Annotated in this window: 20 protein-coding genes; 5 read left to right on the forward strand and 15 right to left on the reverse strand. The window is 56.1% G+C overall.

Translation table 11 applies throughout. The features are described from left to right. The first annotated feature begins 58 nt into the window (after positions 1 to 58). Both CU041_RS10195 and CU041_RS10200 read left to right on the forward strand, forming a co-directional pair. A complete protein-coding gene (locus CU041_RS10195; RefSeq protein WP_233433072.1) occupies positions 59 to 1366 on the forward strand; it encodes an MFS transporter in 1308 nt (435 codons plus the stop codon). A 149-nt stretch (positions 1367 to 1515) separates the two neighbouring features. Beyond that, on the forward strand, positions 1516 to 1998 hold the full coding sequence (locus CU041_RS10200) for a CHAP domain-containing protein (RefSeq protein WP_233433073.1): 483 nt from the start codon (positions 1516 to 1518) through the stop codon (positions 1996 to 1998). Positions 1999 to 2141: 143 nt separating this feature from the next. Here the strand turns inward: CU041_RS10200 and bioB are convergent, their stop codons facing one another. The 13 genes from bioB to CU041_RS10265 all read right to left on the reverse strand — a co-directional run bounded on the left by bioB (position 2142) and on the right by CU041_RS10265 (position 15376). Beyond that, positions 2142 to 3143: a biotin synthase BioB gene (bioB, locus tag CU041_RS10205; protein WP_233433074.1), complete on the reverse strand. Its 1002-nt coding sequence runs from the start codon at positions 3141 to 3143 to the stop codon at positions 2142 to 2144. 4 nt (positions 3144 to 3147) lie between these two features. Further along, the gene (locus tag CU041_RS10210) at positions 3148 to 3729 is read right to left on the reverse strand and encodes a biotin transporter BioY (protein ID WP_101246787.1); all 582 of its coding nucleotides are present in this window, start codon (positions 3727 to 3729) and stop codon (positions 3148 to 3150) included. 268 nt (positions 3730 to 3997) lie between these two features. Continuing rightward, the gene (locus CU041_RS10215; RefSeq protein WP_101247035.1) at positions 3998 to 4648 is read right to left on the reverse strand and encodes a GntR family transcriptional regulator; all 651 of its coding nucleotides are present in this window, start codon (positions 4646 to 4648) and stop codon (positions 3998 to 4000) included. A gap of 153 nt (positions 4649 to 4801) precedes the next feature. Then, positions 4802 to 5551 carry a proteasome-type protease gene (locus tag CU041_RS10220; RefSeq protein ID WP_101246788.1) on the reverse strand — a complete coding sequence of 250 codons (750 nt, stop codon included), beginning with the start codon at positions 5549 to 5551 and terminating at the stop codon, positions 4802 to 4804. A 16-nt stretch (positions 5552 to 5567) separates the two neighbouring features. Continuing rightward, positions 5568 to 6386: a transglutaminase family protein gene (locus tag CU041_RS10225; RefSeq protein WP_101246789.1), complete on the reverse strand. Its 819-nt coding sequence runs from the start codon at positions 6384 to 6386 to the stop codon at positions 5568 to 5570. A gap of 1 nt (position 6387) precedes the next feature. Next, on the reverse strand, positions 6388 to 7335 hold the full coding sequence (locus CU041_RS10230; protein ID WP_101246790.1) for an alpha-E domain-containing protein: 948 nt from the start codon (positions 7333 to 7335) through the stop codon (positions 6388 to 6390). Positions 7336 to 7354: 19 nt separating this feature from the next. Continuing rightward, positions 7355 to 8758 carry a circularly permuted type 2 ATP-grasp protein gene (locus CU041_RS10235; RefSeq protein WP_101246791.1) on the reverse strand — a complete coding sequence of 468 codons (1404 nt, stop codon included), beginning with the start codon at positions 8756 to 8758 and terminating at the stop codon, positions 7355 to 7357. Positions 8759 to 8933: 175 nt separating this feature from the next. Next, positions 8934 to 9695, reverse strand: a complete 762-nt coding sequence (gene cobM / locus CU041_RS10240; RefSeq protein ID WP_101246792.1) for a precorrin-4 C(11)-methyltransferase — start codon at positions 9693 to 9695, stop codon at positions 8934 to 8936. Next, the gene (gene cobJ / locus CU041_RS10245) at positions 9695 to 11620 is read right to left on the reverse strand and encodes a precorrin-3B C(17)-methyltransferase (RefSeq protein ID WP_324789231.1); all 1926 of its coding nucleotides are present in this window, start codon (positions 11618 to 11620) and stop codon (positions 9695 to 9697) included. The genes cobM and cobJ overlap by 1 nt, the downstream gene beginning before the upstream one ends. Further along, positions 11617 to 12357: a precorrin-2 C(20)-methyltransferase gene (gene cobI / locus CU041_RS10250; protein ID WP_101246794.1), complete on the reverse strand. Its 741-nt coding sequence runs from the start codon at positions 12355 to 12357 to the stop codon at positions 11617 to 11619. The genes cobJ and cobI overlap by 4 nt, the downstream gene beginning before the upstream one ends. Beyond that, entirely contained in the window at positions 12354 to 13607 is a 1254-nt protein-coding gene (gene cbiE / locus CU041_RS10255) for a precorrin-6y C5,15-methyltransferase (decarboxylating) subunit CbiE (RefSeq protein WP_101246795.1), read from the reverse strand. The genes cobI and cbiE overlap by 4 nt, the downstream gene beginning before the upstream one ends. Further along, on the reverse strand, positions 13604 to 14287 hold the full coding sequence (locus CU041_RS10260) for a precorrin-8X methylmutase (RefSeq protein ID WP_101246796.1): 684 nt from the start codon (positions 14285 to 14287) through the stop codon (positions 13604 to 13606). Before CU041_RS10260 ends, cbiE begins: the two co-directional genes overlap by 4 nt. A gap of 33 nt (positions 14288 to 14320) precedes the next feature. Continuing rightward, positions 14321 to 15376 carry a sirohydrochlorin chelatase gene (locus CU041_RS10265; protein ID WP_101246797.1) on the reverse strand — a complete coding sequence of 352 codons (1056 nt, stop codon included), beginning with the start codon at positions 15374 to 15376 and terminating at the stop codon, positions 14321 to 14323. A gap of 327 nt (positions 15377 to 15703) precedes the next feature. On the opposite strand from CU041_RS10265, the gene cbiB reads away from it, so the two are divergent. Both cbiB and CU041_RS10275 read left to right on the forward strand, forming a co-directional pair. Next, the gene (gene cbiB / locus CU041_RS10270; protein WP_233433075.1) at positions 15704 to 16780 is read left to right on the forward strand and encodes an adenosylcobinamide-phosphate synthase CbiB; all 1077 of its coding nucleotides are present in this window, start codon (positions 15704 to 15706) and stop codon (positions 16778 to 16780) included. A 53-nt stretch (positions 16781 to 16833) separates the two neighbouring features. Continuing rightward, the gene (locus CU041_RS10275; protein WP_233433076.1) at positions 16834 to 17403 is read left to right on the forward strand and encodes a nucleotidyltransferase family protein; all 570 of its coding nucleotides are present in this window, start codon (positions 16834 to 16836) and stop codon (positions 17401 to 17403) included. 16 nt (positions 17404 to 17419) lie between these two features. Here CU041_RS10275 and rfaE1 read toward each other — a convergent pair whose 3' ends face one another. Next, positions 17420 to 18892: a D-glycero-beta-D-manno-heptose-7-phosphate kinase gene (rfaE1, locus tag CU041_RS10280; RefSeq protein ID WP_101246799.1), complete on the reverse strand. Its 1473-nt coding sequence runs from the start codon at positions 18890 to 18892 to the stop codon at positions 17420 to 17422. A 56-nt stretch (positions 18893 to 18948) separates the two neighbouring features. Further along, positions 18949 to 19533, reverse strand: coding sequence for a D-sedoheptulose 7-phosphate isomerase (locus CU041_RS10285; RefSeq protein ID WP_101246800.1), 585 nt, complete (start codon positions 19531 to 19533; stop codon positions 18949 to 18951). Between the two features lie 335 nt (positions 19534 to 19868). Here CU041_RS10285 and CU041_RS10290 point away from each other — a divergent pair, with 335 nt between their 5' ends. Next, complete coding sequence (locus CU041_RS10290; RefSeq protein ID WP_101246801.1) at positions 19869 to 21098, forward strand: EAL domain-containing protein; 1230 nt, start codon at positions 19869 to 19871, stop codon at positions 21096 to 21098. The last annotated feature ends 27 nt before the right edge of the window (positions 21099 to 21125 follow it).

The raw sequence follows: 21125 nt of genomic DNA on the forward strand, positions 1-21125 counted from the left end.
CCGACAGGCCGATGGCCGGATTGCTGTTCTGACTCTCTGACTCATCGCCGGAGCTCCCGTGTCGACAACCGCCCCAGATCCGCAAACACCGAAACGGCCCGAAAATCCCGCACCATCGCAGGAAAAGGCGCGCTCGATCTTTTCGGATCGCAATTTCATCCTGTTTCTGGTCGGACAATGCATCACGACACAAGGCCTGTGGATTCAGAAAATCGCCATGTCCTGGCTGGCCTGGTCGTTAACGGGATCGGCATTCTGGACCGGTTTGATTGCCGCACTGAATTTTGCGCCGGCCTTTTTTTTGGGGCCGATTTTCGGGGTCATGGCCGACCGGGTTGATTTGCGCCGGACGGCGATGTTGCTCAATCTTGGGCAGGCCACTGTGTCTTTTGTACTGATGGGTTTGTCCTATGCCGGGATGATGACTTTGCCCTGGATGATCATGCTTGCGGCGTCGATGGGGATATTGGGCAGTGCAATGACCCCGATCCGCTTGTCGCTGGTGCCGGTGATTGTCCCGCGTGAATTCATGAGCCGTGCGGTGGCCTATGCCGCGATGAATTTCAATATTTCGCGTCTTGTCGGTCCGGCGGTTGGCGGGGTGGTGATTGCGACCTGGGGGACGGGGGCGGCCTTTATGCTGAATGCCATCAGCTATTTGCCGATGGTGTTTGTCATTTCGGTTGTGACCATTCATCAGGACCGCGCCCCCGATGCCAAAAGCCGGCGAATCCTGGCCGCCCTTGTTGATGGCGCCAGTTATGCGATCCATCACCCGATGATCCGTTCGGTGTTGGCGCTATCATGCTTTGTGTCACTGGTTGGTACGGGCATGATCGAACTGATGCCGGTTTTCGCCGAAGCAGTCTATGAACGCGGGGTGACCGGCCTTGGTATGATGGCCTCGGCGGGCGGGATCGGGGCGGTGGCATCGACCTTTATGTTGTCGCGGGTCAAATCAAATGCTGCTGATTTTCAACGCATTACCATTGTCGGTGCTTTTGCAGCCGCGATTGGCATGTTCGGACTTGGATGGTCGCCCTGGTACGAGCTTGCGGTGGGGTTGATTGCGCTGACCGGGTTCGGGTTGACGGCGGTCGGTGTGGGATCGCAAACCGCCTTGCAGCTTACGGTCGATAATAAATTGCGCGGCCGTGTGATGAGCTTCTGGAGTGCGACGAGTTTTGGTGGTATGGCGCTAGGAGGGACCATGCTTGGTGCCATATCCGAAGCCGGAAACATCCAGTATACCGCGCGCGGTTCGGGCATTCTGATCCTGTGTGCGGCTTGTGCCGGACTGTGGCGGCTTTACCGGATTGGTGCATCTGGTCGCCGGTCTGCGCCATCTTCGGATGCAGTGCAGTAAAGGATTATTAAGGCATGGCCCCCTATGGTGGGCGAACGCGAGTCATTTGGGGAAAATTTCAGATGCGGTTTCTGGGGATTGTAGGTCTATGTTTGGTGCTTTCCGCGTGTTTCAGCACGGGCAATTCCGCAACCCAGTCAACCGGCCCCATGCCAAGCGATACGGTCAAAGTGCTTGCCAGCGTCGATGTGCCAAGCTCGCGGCTTAATTCTTTTGCGCCGACCAACAAATTCCTGCAATGCGTACCCTATGCCCGCGAAGTGTCCGGGATCGAGATTTATGGTGATGCATGGACCTGGTGGGCACAGGCCGGCAAACAGAATTTTCAGCGTGGCAATCGCCCGCAAGTCGGTGCTGTTCTGGCCCTGCGCAAGACGTCGCGTTTGAAGCTTGGCCATGTTGCGGTGGTTTCGGCAATTCTTGATAACCGCAAGATTCTGGTCAATCACGCCAACTGGGGCAGTGATTCGCGCACCCGTGGCAAGGTCCATTACCGTCAGCCGGTGGTCGATGTTTCGCCCAACAATGACTGGTCGGAAGTGCGCATGATGAATACGCTTGGCACATTCGGCAGTGTCTATCCCGCGCATGGCTTTATCTATCAGCCGCAAGAAACTGCGCAGGCCAACTAAACCATTTCCAGCTCAGCATTCCGCAAACAGAAATGGCGAAGCTCCCGCAGATAGAGAGCTTCGCCAGTTGGAAGCGTGCGCCTGGCACGCTCTGAACCCGTGCGGGCGGCACGGATTCGGGGGTTGAACTTGTGTTTTGTTGCTCAGGCCGCGATGGGGCCAAGGGCGGCAAACAATGCGCTGTCGCTGTTTTCTTCCGGGTTTGGTGTGGTCAGAAGCTTCTCGCCGTAAAACACCGAATTGGCCCCGGCCATCAAACACATGATCTGAGCTTCGCGGTTCAGTTCCGTGCGTCCGGCCGACAGCCGCACCATTGATGTCGGCATGGTAATGCGGGCCGTCGCCACCATGCGCACCAGCTCCAGCGGATCAATCGGATCACGCCCGGCAAGCGGCGTTCCGGCCACCGGCACCAGCGCATTGATCGGCACGCTTTCCGGATGGGGATCAAATCCAGCCAGAACCGCGAGCATCGATGCCCGATCGCGGATGGTTTCACCCATGCCAATGATCCCGCCACAGCACAGATCAATGCCGTGCGACCGCACCGCAGAAAGCGTATCAAGCCGATCCTGATAGGTGCGGGTGGTGATGATTTTTCCGTAAAATTCCGGGCTGGTATCAAGATTATGGTTATAGGCCGTCAGTCCGGCGTCCTTCAGTTGCTTGGCGTGATGGGGTTCAAGCATGCCAAGGGTAACGCAGGCCTCCAGTCCCAGCGCATCGACGCCGCGCACCATTTCAAGCACCGCGTCAAACGCCGCCCCATCGCGCACCCGACGCCACGCTGCCCCCATGCAGAACCGATCAGCCCCGGCATCCTTGGCGCGTTTGGCCGTTTCAATGACCGATGCCGGATCAAGAAGCTGTTCCTTGCCCAGTTTGACCTCGCGATGGTGGGCTGATTGCGGGCAATAGGCGCAATCTTCGGGGCAACCACCGGTCTTGATTGAAAGCAGGCTGGCCTTTTGCACATGTGACGGATCGTGATGGGCGCGGTGCACGGCATTGGCCTGCCCGACCAGATCCAGAAGCGGACTGCGATAGATCGCCTCGATCTCCTCGACGGTCCAGTCATGACGAATGGTGCCCGTGGCGGGCGAAACCATATCGGGTTGGGGCATATCGGATTGCGTGACTGCCATCGGATCAGCCTGCCACATTGCGGTTTTTCAGGCGGCTTATCGTCGCAAAGCCCAGTGCAACCAGCGCGATCTTGATCGTGTCACCCAGAATGAACGGGGTAAAACCAAGTGCCAGAACCTTTTCTGATGGAACAAAGGCCGAAAGCCCCGCGAGCCCCAGCAGGTAAACCGGCACCATGCCCCCCATCATGACAACAAAGCGCCCAAATGCCCCGCGGCCGCGCGCCAGCGCCCCGACCAACCCGGCCGCAACAAGGTAACCGGCCAGATATCCGCCCGTCGGCCCCATCATATAGGCAATGCCGATGCCGCGTTCGGGTGTCCCGGCAAAAACCGGAAGCCCCACGGCCCCGGCGGCAAGATAGGTCAGCATGGTGGCAACTGCCATGCGGGGGCCCGTGGCAAGGGCGATTGCCATGATCGCCATGGTTTGAAGCGTCATCGGGACTGGCCAGAACGGAACCGTGGTCTTGGCGCTTGCCGTGATCAGGGCCACACCGGCCAAAACCGCAACGCTGTTTTTGACGGCTTTGAAAACCGGATTGTCGATCGCAGCAGGGCTGTCGGGGGTAACAGGATGGACCATGATGACGGGTTCCTTCGGCGGTTGTTTTATAATTATCTATAAAATTGAATCTGATCTATTAATTACGACGTCATCCGGGATCAAAATCAATCCAAAAATCATCAAATCGGAGGATTTGGACAAGAATTCGGGCAATTGTTAGCTAAATATCTGTAATTATTATGTAAAAATTATCTATAAAATTTGAAATTATAGACGCGCAAAGGCGATATCGGGGCGCAGCAGCACCCGATTGCCAATCATCAGACCAGAAATTTTGGATTTTTGATCAGATCGCCGACAATTTCCGGCTGTTTTTGCCGGGCTTGGTGCCGATCCATTTCACGTGCCGGGCAAGGGTCGCGGCAGCAACATCAAATTGATGTTCACGCAGGGCCCGCAAGATGGCGCGGTGATCCTGATCGGTCGGGGCTTCCCATTCCATCCGGAAGCCCGAAAACAGGAAACGCGCACTGGCGGCATGAAGATCATCGATGCTGGCCATCAGGCGCGGCATGCTGCACGGCGCCAGAATGATGCGATGGAAAGCCTTGTTGGCGTCTTCCCACTCGCGGACATCCCTGGCGTTTTCACCGGCCCGGTTGATGTCTTCGGCAGTATCCAGGATCGCACTGGTCAGGTTCGGGGCGGCATGGCGCAAGGCCAGAACTTCAAGTGATGCCCGCATTTCCGCGACTTCGCGGACCTCGGCAATATCAAAACTTGCCACCCGGACACCGCGCCTGGGTTCACTGACAACAAGACCCTGTGCCTCAAGCCTGCGGAATGCTTCGCGCACGGGGACGTGGCTTGCACCAAATTCCTCGGCAAAGTGATCCTGTCGCAACTTTGTGCCCGGTGCAATTTCACCGGCAATGATGCGATCGGCCAAGGCGCGGGTGATCCGCCCGGTAACGGTGGTGTCGGTCTTTTGGGTCATGATTTTATAGATAATTTGACCGGCGGGATTTGTCACTGGAAAGTTCGTGGCCGGGCCAAACAATCCAAACCGGAAACACGGCAAATCCGGTCGCGAAAAAGCCGGGCCAAAAACGTGGGCCCGGCTTCGGGTTTGGCGGTATATGCGGGCCGACTATTCGGCCACCAAATCGCAATGCTCGTCTGGCATATCGGCAAAGGCATCGCGCAGGGCGTTCGACCATGCATCGGAAAGTGCACGAAACCCCTGATCATCGGCTTCGATCCGGCGCAGTTCGGAAAACGCACAGGTGTCATCGGGCAGGACGGCGAGATCAAGCGGCATGCCGACTGACAGGTTGGATCGTAATGTCGAATCCATCGACAGCAATACCGCCTTGACCCCGTCCTGAATCGGGGTTTCCGGGGTAATCACCCGATCAAGGATCGGCTTGCCGTATTTATGTTCGCCGATCTGCAAATAGGGCGTATCGGTGGTGGCTTCGATGAAGTTGCCCGCCGCATAGACCAGAAACAGGCGCTGTTCCCCGCCTTTGCGCTGTCCACCGACCATGATGGATGCGGCACTGCTTTCGTGATGCTGTTCAAGCGTGTCGTGGTATTTGTTCTGAACCTTTTGCATTGCTTCGCCAAACAGTTCGGCAACGCGGAACATGCTGGGCGCACTCAGGATGCAGTTTCCCGGTTCGGTATTCGGGTCGTCGATGGCCTCAAAAAGGGTGCTCATCACCGCTTGTGTGATGGCAAGGTTCCCGGCTGACAAGGCAACAATGGCGCGATCACCGGGCACTTCCCAGGTGAACATCTTGCGATAGCGCGAAATGTTATCAAGCCCCGCATTGGTCCGCGTATCGGAAAGGAAAACCATCCCTTCGTTCAGCATCAAACCGACACAATAGGTCATTTTCGTTTTGGCCCGGCTATTGTTGTGATTGCGCGATGATGACTGTTACATCCAAATTTTCGTTCGCGCCACCAGTATGTACACCCCGTATAGGTGTTGCCACCTGGCCATCAAGTCCAGCCCCGAGACGAATATAATAATCGGTCGGGCAGCACCGGTTTGCCGGGTCAAACCCGACCCATCCGAAGTCAGGAAGATACAATTCCGCCCAGGCGTGGGATGCCTCGTGTGGGTTGCCATCCTGATCGGCAAACAGATATCCCGACACATAACGTGCAGGAATGTCCAGATGCCGGGCGGCCGAAATCAGAACATGGGCGTGGTCCTGACAAACCCCCTTGCCGTCGGCCAATGCATCGGCGGCGGTTGTATGCACATGGGTTGAGCCCGGTGCATATTCGATGGCATCCGATATTGCCCCGGCCAGGGCATGCGCGCGATCAAGAAGCGGCACATCCTTGGTCTTTTTGGCGACCTTGTCGGCCAGTTTGCGGATGGCTGCACTGGATTTGGTCATTGGTGTGGTGCGCAGGAACACCCCCGGAAAGGCGCGTTCCTTGTGGCCGCGCAAAACACCGGCGGTGTCGGTTGTTTCCACTTCGCCGCGAACCACAATCTCGATTGCGTCGACCGGGCCGCCAGCGGTAAGCGTGCTGATGACATCGCCATTGCCATCGGTGAATTCCGATCCGATCACACATCCTTCGGCGGTGATTGACCAGTTCAGGATCTTTTGCCCGTCAAACTGCGCCGGGGTGAGTTTGAGGCTTTGCACGACGTGACGTGCGGGCATTTCATAGCGGTAATTGGTTCTGTGTTCGACCGTCAGGCGCATCTTATTGCCCCCCGAAATAATAGGCGTCGGCAATGGCGTTGGACAGCGCACCATTGCGGGCCTGAAAATCATTGAGGAATTCATGCAGCCCGGTCGAAAAGATTTCGTCCATTTCGCTTTGAGTCAGAAGCGAATACATCTCGACCGCCTGCCCGTGCACCGGGTGGCGTTGGCCATAATGGCGCGCCAGCCGTTCCAGATGCTGGGTGATCTGTTCCGCACAATGGGCAAGGGACCGCGGACTGAACGGATTAAGGATCAAAAAATGCGCGATCCGGTGCGGTGAATAATCATCGCGATAAACCCAGTGGAACGCACGCAGCGACGATGCCGCCCGCAAAACGGTCGTCCATTGATAGTTATCCACACCATCGCCGACCATGCTGGTTTCGGGCAGAAGCACGTAATATTTCACGTCCAGAAGGCGGGCAGTGTTATCGGCACGTTCGATGAAAGTGCCCAGACGGATAAAATCATATCCGTCATTACGCAAAATGGTCGAATCCGTTGCCCCGCGAAACAACGCGCCCTGCTTTTTGACCCAGTCGATGAATTCCGGCAGTTCATTCTTGGCCAGATTGTGCATCGACGGACGGCGAAGCTCCATCAGCGCGTTGTTCAGTGCTTCCCACATTTCTGCGGTGATCGCGGTACGCATGGCGCGTGCATTGGCGCGCGCATATTCAAAACAATTGATGATTGATGACGGGTTGTCCCGATTGAAAATCAGGTAATTGGCGACTTCTTCCTGGCGCAACGGCGCATCGGGATCATATCCCGCCATGCAGCCGGACGCCGAAAGAACCGATTCCCATTCGGACCGGTTGCCATCGCCAACAGCAGGCATCAGCGCCATGCGATAGCCCATCTCCATCAGGCGGGCCATGTTTTCGGCCCGTTCAACATATCTCGACAGCCAGAAAAGGTTGTCTGCGGTACGGCTAAGCATCTTTCAACCCTTTCCCTTGTTAATCGCTCATGATCCAGGTGTCCTTGACCCCGCCACCCTGTGACGAGTTCACGACAAGCGACCCTTCGCGCAGCGCCACACGGGTCAGACCGCCCGGTGTCAGGCGAATGTCATCGCCAACAAGACAGAAAGGCCGGAAATCGACATGGCGCGGCGCAATGCCACTTTCAACAAAGGTCGGGCAAGCCGAAAGCGCCAAAGTCGGCTGGGCGATGAAATCACCCGGATCGGCCTTGATGCGTTCGGCATAGGCGGCCTGTTCTGCCTTGGTCGATGCGGGTCCGACCAGCATGCCATATCCGCCCGAACCGTGAACTTCCTTGACCACCAGTTCGCCGAGATGCTCAAGCACATATTTCAGGTCATCGGATTTGCCGCACTTCCAGGTCGGAACGTTATTAAGGATCGGTTCTTGCCCCAGATAGAAACGGATCATATCGGGCACATAGGTATAAACCGCCTTGTCATCGGCGACCCCGGCACCCGGTGCGGAGCAAATGGCAACCCCGCCTGATCGATAGACATTCATAAGTCCCGGCACGCCAAGCACCGAGTCCGGTCGGAAGCACAGCGGATCGATATAGGCATCATCAATGCGGCGGTAAATCACATCAACCCGGGCCGGGCCGCGTGTGGTGCGCATGTAAACGCGGTCTTCCGATACAAACAGATCCTGTCCTTCCACCAGCTCGACCCCCATCTGGTCGGCCAGGAATGAATGTTCGTAATAGGCGCTGTTCATTGCGCCCGGTGTCAGGACAACAATATTGGGATCGCGGTCGCATTTGGGCGGTGCGATGCTTTTCAGGGTTTTGAGCAACATGTCCGGATAGCTTTCAACCGGCTCGATACGCAGGTTTTTGAAAAGCTCCGGGAACATCCGCATCATGATTTCGCGGTTTTCAAGCATGTAGGACACCCCGGACGGGGTGCGGCAGTTATCTTCAAGCACATAGAAATCTTCGGGGCCGGTGCGGACAATGTCGACGCCGACGATGTGACTATAGACCTTGCGCGGTGGATCAATCCCGATTACGGCCGGTTCAAAGGCGTCATTTTTAAACACCAGATCAGCGGGAATGATCCCGGCCTTGATGATTTCGGCATTGTGGTAAACGTCATAGAGAAACGTGTTGAGTGCCCGGGCGCGCTGTTTGACACCACGATCGAGCTTGCGCCATTCGCTTGATGTAAAAATGCGCGGGATCAGATCGAACGGGATTAACCGTTCCGGGTCACCGCCTTCGCCATAGACGGCAAAGGTAATGCCGATTTTGCGAAACAGCGTTTCAGCTTCAAGGCGCTTCTGTTCGAGGACCTCGGGGCCGTTTGCTTCCATCCAGTCAACCAGCGCGCGATAAGGTTCGCGAACCTGGTCGTCCATCGTCATCTCGTTGAACATGCATACTCCCCTTATTTACCTTTCGATTAAAGGCGTCCGGGGGTGGCATGGTCAAGGATGTTCAGGGTTGAAATGGCATATTTTTCGGCAAAAATTTGTTGTGCTGAAAAAATAAACTCGGTGCCCGGGGTGTTTGGTCAAAAAACGGGCGGACTTGGCGTCCGCCCGGTCGGTGTCATGCCTTGGCCGGGCGCAACACATGGGTATGGTCGGCGGCATAAAGCCGGGAATCGGTGAAATCCTTTCGTCCGAACACTTCACCGACCATGATAAGTGCCGTGCGGGTAATGCCGCTTCCTTTGACCTTGGCGCGGATGTCACCAAGGGTGCCAAAGATATATTGCTGATCGGGCCAGGTGGCGCGATAGGCAATCACCACCGGGCATTCTTCCCCGTAATGCGGGGTCAGATCGCGCACCACATTGGCCAGGTTGTTGATCGAAAGATGCACGGCAAGGGTGGCCCGTGCTTTACCAAGTTCGGCAAGACTTTCGCCATCAGGCATCGCCGATGACCGCATGGCGGTACGGGTCAGGATCACGGTTTGCGAAATATCGGGCAGGGTCAGTTCCGCACCGATTTCAGCCGCGACCGCGGCATAGGCCGACACACCCGGGGTGATGTCATAGGGGATGCCAAGATCATCCAGACGACGGATCTGTTCGGCAATTGCCCCGTAAATTGACGGGTCGCCGGAATGCACACGTGCCACGTCCTGGCCCTTGGCATGGGCTGTTTCAATTTCGGCGATGATTTCATCAAGATGCATCGAGGCGGTATCAATCACACGTGCGCCTTCTGGTGCGCTTGTGACGATTTCTTCGGGTACCAGCGATCCGGCATAAAGACAGACCGGGCATTTTTCAATCAGACGCAAACCGCGTACGGTGATCAGGTCCGGGGCACCGGGGCCGGCGCCAATAAAATGAACAGTCATTATTCTGCCTTGTCGTTTTTCGAGGTACTGAGAACCGGCGCCTTGGCCGCATCCGGGCCCTTTTTGGCATAGCCGCGCGGGGTATAAACCCATTCATTTTCACCGCGCGTGATGTGGCGGCTGTTGCTTGATCCGACCAGAACCGTGGTCAGCATATCCACCATGTCGACTTCAAGTTTCGAAAGCGGAACGACTGTGATTTCCTCGTCCGGGCGGCCCAGCTGACGGCCAAGAACCACCGGGGTATCGGCTGGTCGGTGTTCAAGCAGGATATCACGGGCAACGGCCAGCAAGTCGCGGCGGCGTTTGGATACCGGGTTATAGAAGGCAATGACAAAGTCACCCTCGCCTGCGGCCTTAAGACGGCGTAGGATATCTTCACGCGGGGTCAAAAGATCCGAGAGCGAAATCGCACAGAAATCATGCCCCAGCGGCGCACCAATACGCGATGCCGCAGCCTGAAGGGCGGAAATGCCCGGGGAAACCTGAACCGCAACCCGGTTCCAGTCGGCGCGATCTTCGCGGTCCAGCAACTCGAACACCAGGGTGGCAAGCGCATAGATACCCGCATCCCCCGATCCGATCAGGGCAACATCCTTGCCGGTTGCAGCCAGTTCAAGGGCATGGCGCGCACGGGCCTCTTCAGCGCCAAGGTCGGAATGGTGGCAATCCTTGCCATCAATCAGCGATCCCAGCAGATCAAGATACATCTGATAACCAACGATATCGGTCGCGCGCCCGATCAGGGCGGTGGCTTCCGGACTGCGCCAGCCGATCTGACCCGGGCCAATGCCGACAATCGACAATTTGCCCTGTGCCTTGCCAACCTGCTCGGGGATGATGTCATCCTGTGACAGGGCAATGGCACAGGTGGATTTCTTGGTTTTGTGCTTGGGCACGATCAGCTTGCCATTCGGGCCGACGGTGGCAAGGGCCGCACCCTCGGCAACGCCGTGACAGCCGGTTTCGGCAAAGACAACATCAGAAGGCGTTACAAGACGATTTGCCTCGGCTTCAAGGGTTTGGGCATCAAAGAACCGGGCCGGAACGCCAAGACGGCGGGCCAGTTCATGCACAGCCGCTTCGTCGGCCTTAAGGTCAATCGAACTGACACAGGCGATGGCCTTCGGGCTCAGGCACTGACCGGCCAGTGTTTCCATGACAAGGTCATAAAGATCGTCAACCGGGCAGCCGCGTTCACAACCAACCCCAAGGGCAAGAACCGGCGGGTGATAGGTGATTGCGGTTTCTGCGCCATCACTGATCGCATCGTCATCGGCGCCCTCGCGGGCGGTGGCAGTGATCAATACGCTGCCATCCTCAGATTGGGAAATGGCACTGTTGGTCAGCCAGGCGCTTGATCCTGCTTCGACCTCAATCCGTGCCGATGCGCCAGCCAAAAGGGCGGCGGTGGCCGGTTTGACAGTTTCGGGCGTACCCAGTTTCCAGCCCGCGGGCGGTTCATCAAGGGCAAGACCCAGCATCGCATCGCCCGGCGTGGTGATTGCAGCATTGCCGCCAAGCCGTTCGGCCAGATCACGGGCAAGGCGGTTGCCGCCATGATGCCCGCCCAAAAGCGGGATGAAAGTATCACCGGCTTCGTCAACGGCAATGACGGCCGCATCTTGCCACTTGCCTGCCAGAAGCGGCGCAAGGGCGCGGATCAGAATGCCGGCGGCACAGACGCCGATGATCACGTGATCAGATGAAAAAGTTTGTTGCAGATGTGCAATGGTATCGTCAAAGGCAATATCGACATCCTTGACCGATACGCGGGTGCGCAGGCCATGGACGCTGGCACCCTGAAGGTTGCTGGCGATTTTGCGCGCGGTCGGAAGGGCGCGCTGCGTCAGGCAAATCACCGCTATCGGGGCAATGGGGTTGGTCGGCAATGCCGGGCTGTTCGAGCTGTTATGGGCGGTCATCGCCATGCGTCTCCGCGACGGTGGATCAGGATCATGGAAAAATACGGTGCCTTGGCATCAGCCGGAAGATCGGCCAGCGGCACCATTTTCTGGGTTTCAAGGGTGGCGCGTTCGATGTAGCGCGCCCGGTCTGTCAGGCCAAGCTCGTTGATGACATCGCGCACCTTGGCGAAATGACGGCCAAGCTTGATGATCGCAGCCGCATCGGTATTGGCAAGCTGGGTGCGCAGGCGATCTGCATCCAGTGGACCGGGGATGACTTGCAAAACGTCGTTCTTGGCGGCAAGCGGCGCGCCAAGCTGGGCGGCACAGGCCATCATGGAACTGACACCGGGCACGGTTTTGACCGGATATCCGGCCTCGGCCAGGCGACCAAACAGATACATGAAGCTGCCATAAAAGAACGGATCGCCTTCGCACAGCACGGCTACGGTTTTGCCCGCTGCCAGATATTCGCCAATCTCGATGGCGGCGGTGTCATAGATCGGGTCGGCGGGTTTGCCCATTTCGATGCGGATGGCAATTTCAATCCGGCCTTCGGGAATGTGCGGATCGACGATCTGGCGGGCCAGACTGACACCGTCTTCCAGGGCCGGATAGGCAATCACATCGGCCTGTTGCAGGATGTTATAGGCCTTAAGCGTGATCAGATCGGGCTCCCCCGGTCCGATGCCAAGCCCATAGGCGGTTCCGGCAACCGGAAGGCCGTTTGATGCGGGAAGATCCGCACTGCTCATGCTTTTACTCCGAGGTAATGGGTGACGGGGGCAAGGTTGCTCCAGCCCCTGAAATTGCCGCGCGGAACCAATCGGGATACCGACAGGCGCGACAGCGTGCCACCGTTTTCATTATAAAATCGTAATAATTGTTCTTCGCCTTCCAGCGTCACCGTGTTGGCCACCAGCCGCCCATGTGCAGGAAGCAGTTTCCAGCAGGCTTCAAGCAACCCGTTACTGGTGATCCCGCCGCCAATAAAAATGGCATCAGGCCTTGGCAAGCGGTCAGCAAAGGCGATTGCATCTTCAATCGTGCTTTGTTCAATGACCAGTCCCGGTACGCCCAGACGAAGCGCATTCTTTTTGATCATTGCACAACGTTCGGTGTCACGTTCAATCGCCACCGCCTTGCCCTGCAATCGCATCCATTCAATGGAAATCGAACCGCATCCGGCCCCCAGATCCCACAAAACACCCCCGGCAAACGGCGCAAGGGAAGAAAGCGTTTGTGCACGGATTTCCGATTTGGTGATCATGCCATCATGAATGAATGCATCATCGGGCAAACCCGGTCCCATGGGTAACGGATTGGCTTTGGGGCCGGCTTCAAGATCAATCATGATCAGATTAAGCGGATCGACCGATTTGACATCAGGCATCGAAGTGGCGGTTGATTGCCAGGTACGTGCCGTCTGGGTGGTAATCCGTTCTTCGGGGCCGCCAAGGCGTTCGCAAACCGACATGCGGCTTTGATCAAAACCGGCTTCGCACAGCATGACCGCGACCAGTGCCGGGGTTGATCCGTCGGCACTTAGTGCAATCAGTTTGCCATGCGGGCGCAAATGGGCGCGCAGGGTTTCGGGTTCCCGTCCGTGCAGGGTAATCACATCGCATTCCGCCAATGGCCAGCCAAGCCGCGATGCGGCCAGTGAAATGCTTGATGGGGACGGGATCGCATATATCGGTTCGGGTCCGAAATATTTAATCAGCGTATTGCCAACCCCGAAATACATCGGATCGCCACTGGCCAGAACCACAGGGTTCTGATCAAGGCAATCTTCGATCAGCGGCAGGTTGGCTTCAAATGGTGTGATCCATTTGTTTTGGGTTGCGGTGTTGGACCCGGGCAACATGGCAATATGGCGCGTACCGCCAAAAATGATGTTGGCATTTTCAATGATTTTGCGCGCTATCGGTGACAGGCCGTCATAGCCGTCTTCACCAATGCCGATTACCGTGATGCGCCCTTTAAGCGGGGATTGTTCATTCATGACAGGCCCGCCTTCTTGCGATCAAGGGTGCCATCGGGTGTCGTTTCGTCATCGCGCGCCAGACGCGCCAGTGCATTGACGGTGGCGGCGGTCACCGCACTGCCGCCAAACCGGCCGCGCAAGGTGACAAAGGGAATATCCCCGGCATGTTCGATCAGGGCATCCTTGCTTTCAGCCGCCCCGACAAATCCGACCGGCATGCCGATGAGTGCGGCGGGCTTGGGCAGTCGGCCATTATGAATGGCTTCGAGCAGATGGAAAAGGGCGGTGGGCGCATTGCCGATCGCGATTATTGCGCCTTCGATATGATCTGTCCATGCCTCGACCGCGGCGGCAGAACGGGTGGTGCCAAGCTGGGCTGCAAGGCCGTGGGTATCACCATCATTCAAGGTGCACAAAACCGGGTTTTCCGCGGGCAAAAGGCGGGAAATGATGCCATGGCGGACCATTTCCGCATCACAAAGGACGGGTTTGCCTGTTCTTAATGCCTGTGTGGCGGCTCCACACAGATCACCAGCAAAGGTAATCTGACCCGCCATTTCGACCATGCCACAGGCATGGATGATACGGATGGCAACAGGACGCTCGGTCTCTGAAAAGCGCGCAAGGTCTGCCTCGGCCTCGATCGTGGCAAAGCTTTTGGCATAGATTTCCTGCGGATCACGCAGATAGTCAAACATTGCCGCGCCTTTCAGAACTCGGGGATCGACCGGTCAGGAACCGGTCGATTTGTTCGCATCACCATGATCATGGGAATGGCTGTGCCCATGGTCGTGATTATGGCTGTGATCGTGTGCGTGGTCATGACCGTGATCGTGGCTATGGCCGTGGTGGTGCCCGTGACCATGATGGTGATGATGGCCGTGGCTATGACCATGGCTGTGCCCGTCGGTGCCGATCCCCATCACATGGTGGTGGTGGCCGACTTGCGGGGTGCCAACATCACCTTCAAATCCGATGATCTGTTCGCGGTACTTGCACAGCTGACAGTTCATGTTGTTGTCGCCGGTGTCAATTTCGGCAAGACGCTCGGCAAAGCTTTCAAGAACCATCGGGTGATCTTTAAGGTAACCGGCCTTGATGAATTCGACATCGCCGAACTCGGCTGCGACTTCGTCAGTATGGGTATAGATACGGTCGATCAGGATACCTGCAAACAGGAAATAGGGGAAAACCACAACGCGTTTGTAGCCCAGTTTCATGGCTTCGCGCAGACCCGAATTGACGCGCGGATGGGCAACACCGGAATAGCTGATTTCGGTACGGCCAAATCCCATGCCTTCCTGAAGCATGCGGGCAACTTTATAAACGTTTGAATTGGCATCCGGGTCATTGGTGCCCCGCCCGACGACCATCAGAAGGGTTTCCTTGCGCGATACGCTGTCATCCGCATCGGCAAGGGCTTCTTCGATACGGTCTTTGGCCGCGAGCAGGAGTTTGGGATCAATCGCCAGATCACGACCGAATTTGACATCGATATCGGGATTGTCGTGGGCGAAATTGTTTACCTCGCTCGGCAGGTCATTTTTGACGTGGCCGGCGGCAAACAGCATACCCGGAAGGGCATAGATCTTTTTGTGGCCCATGGCTTTGAGCTTTTCAAAGCCATCACGCAGGATCGGGTGCGCAAATTCGAGAAAGCCGCTTTCGACATCGTAGTCGGCCAGATGGGTCTGTTTCATCGTTTCAACCATGGCGTTGAACTGTGAAACTGCGCGTTCATCACGCGAACCGTGACCGCAAATCATTACTGCGCCTTTGGGGGACATAAAAGGCTGCTCCTTTGTCTCTCTTTTGGTGTTCTTCGCGATGACTTTTGCCATCGCGGTACCCGATGCCACCCCCGTTTTCACCGATTGGCCTGCGGAATGCAAGCGGCAGGTAACAGAAGAAATATCGAAGGCGGGATCAGAGGCGAAAATACTACTTATGGTGGGCGGGCGGGTCGTTGATATCGAATATCTTGTGGGGCGGTGCGATCTTACGGGGGATGCATGCTGTTGTGACGATCAATCGTATGATAAAAATAAAAATCGTATGAATTTCTTCTATCAAATCGGGTCAGGCTTGGCAAATGATGGTGTCGCAACAGGGCCTTGTCCCGTGCCCGTGTCATTGGCATTGACGGTTTGCCGCGCAGATCGCACATTGCGCCGATGGAACCCGATCTTGCAGATTTTCTTATTCCGGCTTCCGGCTTTTCCGGACCGCTTTTCACAATACTGGTGCTGGCGCTGGTGTTGGACGCGATCTTTGGCGATTTCCCATGGTTGTTTTCGCGTATTTCCCATCCGGTGGTCTGGATTGGCAATCTGATTTCGTGGTTCGAAAAGCGCCTTAATCGCAAGGGGCTTGGCAATGCGGACTTGATCCTGCGCGGCGTGGTCACCAGTCTGGCGGTCATTTTCGTGGCCGGCATGGCCGGTGGTGTAATCCAGATTCTGTCGGACTTTGGCGGTGTCTTCTGGCTGTTCGAGATCTTTCTGGTGGCGGTCCTGGTCGCGCAAAAGGGCCTTTATCAACATGTCAAAGCGGTCTCGACAGCCCTTAAAACCGATGGACTTGCCGGCGGACGCAAGGCGGTTTCGATGATTGTTGGCCGTGACCCGGACAAGCTTGATGAAGCCGGTGTCAGCCGGGCTGCAATTGAAAGCTGTGCTGAAAATTTCTCGGACGGGGTGGTCGCGCCGCTTTTCTGGTATGCGGTCGCCGGACCGGTTGGTATTTGCGCCTATAAGGCGATCAATACCCTTGATTCGATGATTGGTCACCGCAACGAACGGTATTTGTATTTTGGTCGGTTTGCGGCCCGGCTTGATGATGTTGCCAATTTTGTCCCGGCCCGGATTGCCGGGGGCGTGATTTGTCTGGCCGCCGTGCTTGGTGCCAAGACCAGCGGTAAAGCTGCCTGGCAGACGCTTTGGCGTGATGCACGCAAACATAAATCCCCCAATGCCGGATGGCAGGAAGCAGCCTTTGCCGGCGCCCTTGATCTGGCTCTTGCCGGGCCACGTCAATATGGTGATGAAATCGTTGATGATCCCTATATCGGGTCTGGTCGGCGCGATGCCGGGGCAGCTGATATTGACCGGGCATTGTCGCTTTATATTGGGGCCTGTCTGATCAATGCGGCTTGGCCGGTTCTGATCAAGGCACTTTGGATCGGGTTATGAGTGCTGGTTGCGCGATTGATGCGTGCCCAAGGGGGCCGGAATTTTTAGCTGCCGTGCTTCAAAACCGTTTTAATGCCGAAATCCTTGACCGTACCGGATTGCTGGGCTTCACCGACTGGTGGCTTACGGCGGGGTGTCTGGCGCAGACCGTCTGGAACCTCAAAGCCGGAAAGGCGCCTGAAACCGGGATTGAGGATTATGATCTTTTTTATTTCGATCCCGACACAAGTTGGGGTGCGGAGGATCATTTAATTTCCAGATGCGCTGATCTGTTTTCGGATCTTCCGATCCGGATCGAGCTTCGAAACCAGGCCCGGGTACCGATCTGGTATCGCCAAAAGTTCGGTCTGGAATATGGTGCGGTTCAATCGGCAAGCGGCGGCATTGATCGCTTTGCCTATCAAACTACGGCGATCGGCCTTCGCAGGGAACTTGACGGCGATTACCGACTTTATGCGCCGTTCGGGGTAGAAGCCGCCCTTGACGGCCGCGTCATCCCAAATAAGGCGCTCCCCATCGCGTCGGTTTACGCCGCGAAAGTTGCCAGATGGAAAAACATCTGGCCGCATCTTGATATCATGCCGTGGGTTGAGGGCGGCGATGCGGATATGTGCGACGACTAAGCCATTAAAACCGAAGTCAGCTATTGCCTTCATTCATCCGTGCAATGGTCGAGGTGGTCGAAAAACCGTCCTCAAGATTGGCCAGCACCACTTTGCCGCCATAGCTTTGCACAATATCGGCCCCAACCACCTTGTCGATGGTGTAATCGGCCCCTTTGACAAGGATGTCAGGCTTGATCGCTTCGATCAGATTGATCGGCGTATCTTCACCGAAAATCACCACGCCGCTTACAGTTTCAAGCGATCCGAGAACGGCTGCGCGGGCGGCTTCGGACTGGACCGGGCGGCTTTCGCCTTTAAGGCGTTTGACCGACGCATCGGAATTCAGGCCGACAATCAGTCGGTCACAATTTGCCCGCGCCTGTTTGAGCAGGCTGAGATGGCCCGGATGCAAAAGGTCAAAACAACCATTGGTAAAGCCGACTTTATAGCCCTTGCGGCGCCAGCGTTCTGCGCGATCCACCATGCGGTCAAGCGGCATCAGTTTGGCTTCGCCAATCATCAGATCATGGTGATGCAGGGCCGATACCAGCTCGTCGGGATAAACAATGGCCGTACCGATTTTGCCAACCACAATGCCCGCCGCAACATTGGCAATGCGCGCGGCATCGGCAAGGCTTGATCCTGCCGCAACCGCGGATGCAAGGCAGGCGACCACGGTATCACCGGCCCCCGATACGTCAAAAACTTCGCGGGCCTCGGTCGGCAGGTGGATGGCTTCGCCATCTTTGGTAACAAGGGTCATGCCATCCTGGCTGCGCGTCAGCAGGACGTTATCAATGCCGCATTCGGTAATGATCTTGGTGGCGGCCGCAACCGCTTCTTCGTCGCTATTGACGGCAATCCCGGTTGCTGCCTGTGCTTCGGCGCGGTTCGGGGTTACCACGGTTGCCCCGCGATAGATGGTGTAATCACTGCCCTTGGGGTCAACAATGACCGGTTTTCCGGCCTTGCGCGCGGCATTGATCGCCGCGGCAACCACATCGGCATGCAAGACGCCTTTACCGTAATCAGACAGAATAATTGCCGCCACATCCGGTGCGAGTTGGCCTGCAAGGGTCGAAAGGTTGCTGATGGTGGCCGGGGTGATGTCCGATGTGGTTTCGTTATCAGATCGCAACAATTGCTGGCCGCTTGCGATATAACGGGTTTTGATGGTGGTCGGCCGGTTGCGTTCGGTCTGGATATAGGGCTCGACACCCTTGTCATTGGCGACATATTCCATGACTTCGCGGCCCGGCAAATCATCTCCGACAAGTGTCAGGAACTGAACCGATGCGCCAAGGGCGGTGGCATTGCGTGCAACATTGCCCGCCCCGCCAAGCATTGCGCTTTCGCGTTCGACCCGGATGACCGGGATCGGTGCTTCGGGCGAGATACGATTGACCGACCCATAGACAAAGCGATCAAGCATGACATCACCAATGCAAAGGACCTTGGCGTTGGTCAGTTGTTCTACCTGTCGGGCCAGATGGCTGAGATCGGTCATTTGTTCGTATCTTTGTTCTGTCGTTCTGAATTGTGTTTTGGCAGCCTATGGGCCGATTATTTTTTAGTCAGGCCAAGGGTATGCTCAAGCGCACCGACAAGCATCTGACCGAGCTGAATGTGCATTTCCTGGATCCGGGCGGTGGTGTTGCTGGGCACAATCATCAGCGGATCGCAAAGATCGACCATGTCGCCACCGGTCTTGCCGGTCCAGCCGGTTGCAATCAGGCCCATTTCCTTGGCCTTGGCCAGACCAAGATTGACGTTCTTGCTGTTGCCCGATGTCGAAATACCGATCGCAACATCATCAGGATTGCCAAGGGCTTCGATCTGGCGCGAAAACAGGTAGTCAAACCCGAAATCATTGCCGATCGCAGTCAGGGCAGAACTGTCAGTGGTCAGGGCAATTGCCGGCAGTGCACGACGGTCGTGGATGTAGCGAACCGTGAATTCGGTGGCGATATGTTGCGCATCCGCAGCTGATCCGCCATTCCCGAAAAACAGAAGCTTGTTACCGTCATTAAGCGCATCGGTGCAAATTTCAACAAGCTCGACAAACGCATCGCGGGTGGCTTCGCGTGTTTTGTTTACCAGATCAAGATGCTCGTCAAACTCAGCATCGAAAAAAGCTTTGATATCCATTGCGCTCTATAATCCCGCAGTAGGTCATGTATTGTGATCAGGCTGTTTAAACAGGGTCCTTGTTTAAACAAGAATCTGGAATGGTTTTACATCATCGCTATGTGTTGATTGATGTTTTTACCTGACATCTCAAATCGGGCAGAAACTAGCAGCTTGGATGGCGGAAAGCTACGACTTATCTGTTTTACCGGATGTCTGAAATTGTCCGATTTTCACGTTTGGTTTCAATAGGTATGAATGATAAATACATAACCTGTTAATCGACAGGCTCTATTATGGAACGGGCTTGGTATCGGGGTTGGTTCCGGTAAAACAATAATCTGGTTATTGCATTAATGTCTGATAGCTCACTTCCATCGCCCGAAGCCTTTCTGGTCGACTATGTGCGACGCCTTGAGCGGCGCAAGGAAGGTGTGGGTGCTATCCATGTGCATTTCTCGAAATTGCAGGCATTCAACCGTCGCGACCACCATATTCGCACGGCGATTGTTGCCTTTGAAGAAATCGCGCCGGAAGTCACCGGGCGTATCTTTACCCTGTCCAATCAGGACCTGATTTTCATTTTTGATGCAGCCGAGATTGACGAGGTCAATGCCGTCATCTTTCGTCTGAAATTCCTGTTCAACGATGATCCGCTGATCAGTGATGGCAAGGATGAAAGCGGTGCGCCGGCAAGCTTCACCGACTTTTACGATGTCGGGCAGCAGTATAAGGACTTTCTGCATCTGACACAGATGCTGGTGCGTGCCAATGCCAACCGCCCCCGGGTGGTTAGCAAGGCGGCCGAGCGCCATAACGATCATCCCGATTACGGGGATGATCGCGCCCCGCTGACCCCGAAAATTCTGGGCCGGATTGATGAATCGCTGCGCCGTGCCGACTTGTCAAACCTGATGCGCCGCCAGGCGATCTGTGCGGTGGTCGGTGATGCGAACCCGACACCGGTTTTCCATGAATTGTTCATTTCAATCAAGGATTTGCAGGAAACACTTCTGCCCGATGTCAATGTGCTGTCGAACCGCTGGCTGTTTCAGCATCTGACGGAAATTCTTGATCGGCGGATGCTGTCGCTTTTGACCCGGTCAAACGATGCGTCCGTGACCGGGTCTGTCAGTATCAATCTTAATGTGTCGACTTTGCTGTCACCCGATTTCCTGACTTTTGACAGCAATGTCAAAGCCGGTCAGCGGGGCACCATCGTTCTTGAACTGCAAAAGATTGATATCTTTGCCGATCTGGGTGCTTTCTTCTTTGCCCGCGATTTTTGCCGTGACCGCGGCTATCGCATTTGCATTGACGGCATCAGCCATCTTTCCCTGCCCTATATCAACCGCAACAAGCTGGGCGTTGATATGATCAAGATGATCTGGGATCCGGATATGGAAAGCATGGATGATGCCCATCGCGAAGCCATGCGCGCCGCAGTCGCTGAATCAGGTGATACACGTGTGATTCTGTGCCGTTGCGACGATGAACGCGCGATCAAATTCGGCCATTCGATCAACATCACCATGTTCCAGGGCCGCCACGTTGAACAATTGATGAGCGAGCGGACAAAAAAATAGCGCCGGGCTTCCCGACGCTATGATGCC

Source organism: Thalassospira povalilytica, from assembly GCF_002844235.1.
GTDB classification, from domain to species: Bacteria; Pseudomonadota; Alphaproteobacteria; order Rhodospirillales; family Thalassospiraceae; genus Thalassospira; species Thalassospira povalilytica.

Coding starts and splice junctions, on each gene's coding strand:
- CU041_RS10260 (WP_101246796.1), bottom strand. CDS start 14,287: ATGTTTGACTATCTGCGTGATCCGCAGGAAATCTATGCCAAAAGCTTT.
- CU041_RS10225 (WP_101246789.1), bottom strand. CDS start 6,386: ATGCGCCTGACGGTCGAACACAGAACCAATTACCGCTATGAAATGCCC.
- cobJ (WP_324789231.1), bottom strand. CDS start 11,620: ATGACCGCCCATAACAGCTCGAACAGCCCGGCATTGCCGACCAACCCC.
- cobM (WP_101246792.1), bottom strand. CDS start 9,695: ATGACTGTTCATTTTATTGGCGCCGGCCCCGGTGCCCCGGACCTGATC.
- cobI (WP_101246794.1), bottom strand. CDS start 12,357: ATGAGCAGTGCGGATCTTCCCGCATCAAACGGCCTTCCGGTTGCCGGA.
- CU041_RS10210 (WP_101246787.1), bottom strand. CDS start 3,729: ATGGTCCATCCTGTTACCCCCGACAGCCCTGCTGCGATCGACAATCCG.
- cbiE (WP_101246795.1), bottom strand. CDS start 13,607: ATGAATGAACAATCCCCGCTTAAAGGGCGCATCACGGTAATCGGCATT.
- CU041_RS10235 (WP_101246791.1), bottom strand. CDS start 8,758: ATGTTCAACGAGATGACGATGGACGACCAGGTTCGCGAACCTTATCGC.
- CU041_RS10285 (WP_101246800.1), bottom strand. CDS start 19,533: ATGGATATCAAAGCTTTTTTCGATGCTGAGTTTGACGAGCATCTTGAT.
- CU041_RS10290 (WP_101246801.1), top strand. CDS start 19,869: ATGTCTGATAGCTCACTTCCATCGCCCGAAGCCTTTCTGGTCGACTAT.
- bioB (WP_233433074.1), bottom strand. CDS start 3,143: ATGGCAGTCACGCAATCCGATATGCCCCAACCCGATATGGTTTCGCCC.
- rfaE1 (WP_101246799.1), bottom strand. CDS start 18,892: ATGACCGATCTCAGCCATCTGGCCCGACAGGTAGAACAACTGACCAAC.
- CU041_RS10265 (WP_101246797.1), bottom strand. CDS start 15,376: ATGTCCCCCAAAGGCGCAGTAATGATTTGCGGTCACGGTTCGCGTGAT.
- CU041_RS10230 (WP_101246790.1), bottom strand. CDS start 7,335: ATGCTTAGCCGTACCGCAGACAACCTTTTCTGGCTGTCGAGATATGTT.
- CU041_RS10200 (WP_233433073.1), top strand. CDS start 1,516: ATGCCAAGCGATACGGTCAAAGTGCTTGCCAGCGTCGATGTGCCAAGC.
- CU041_RS10220 (WP_101246788.1), bottom strand. CDS start 5,551: ATGACCTATTGTGTCGGTTTGATGCTGAACGAAGGGATGGTTTTCCTT.
- CU041_RS10215 (WP_101247035.1), bottom strand. CDS start 4,648: ATGACCCAAAAGACCGACACCACCGTTACCGGGCGGATCACCCGCGCC.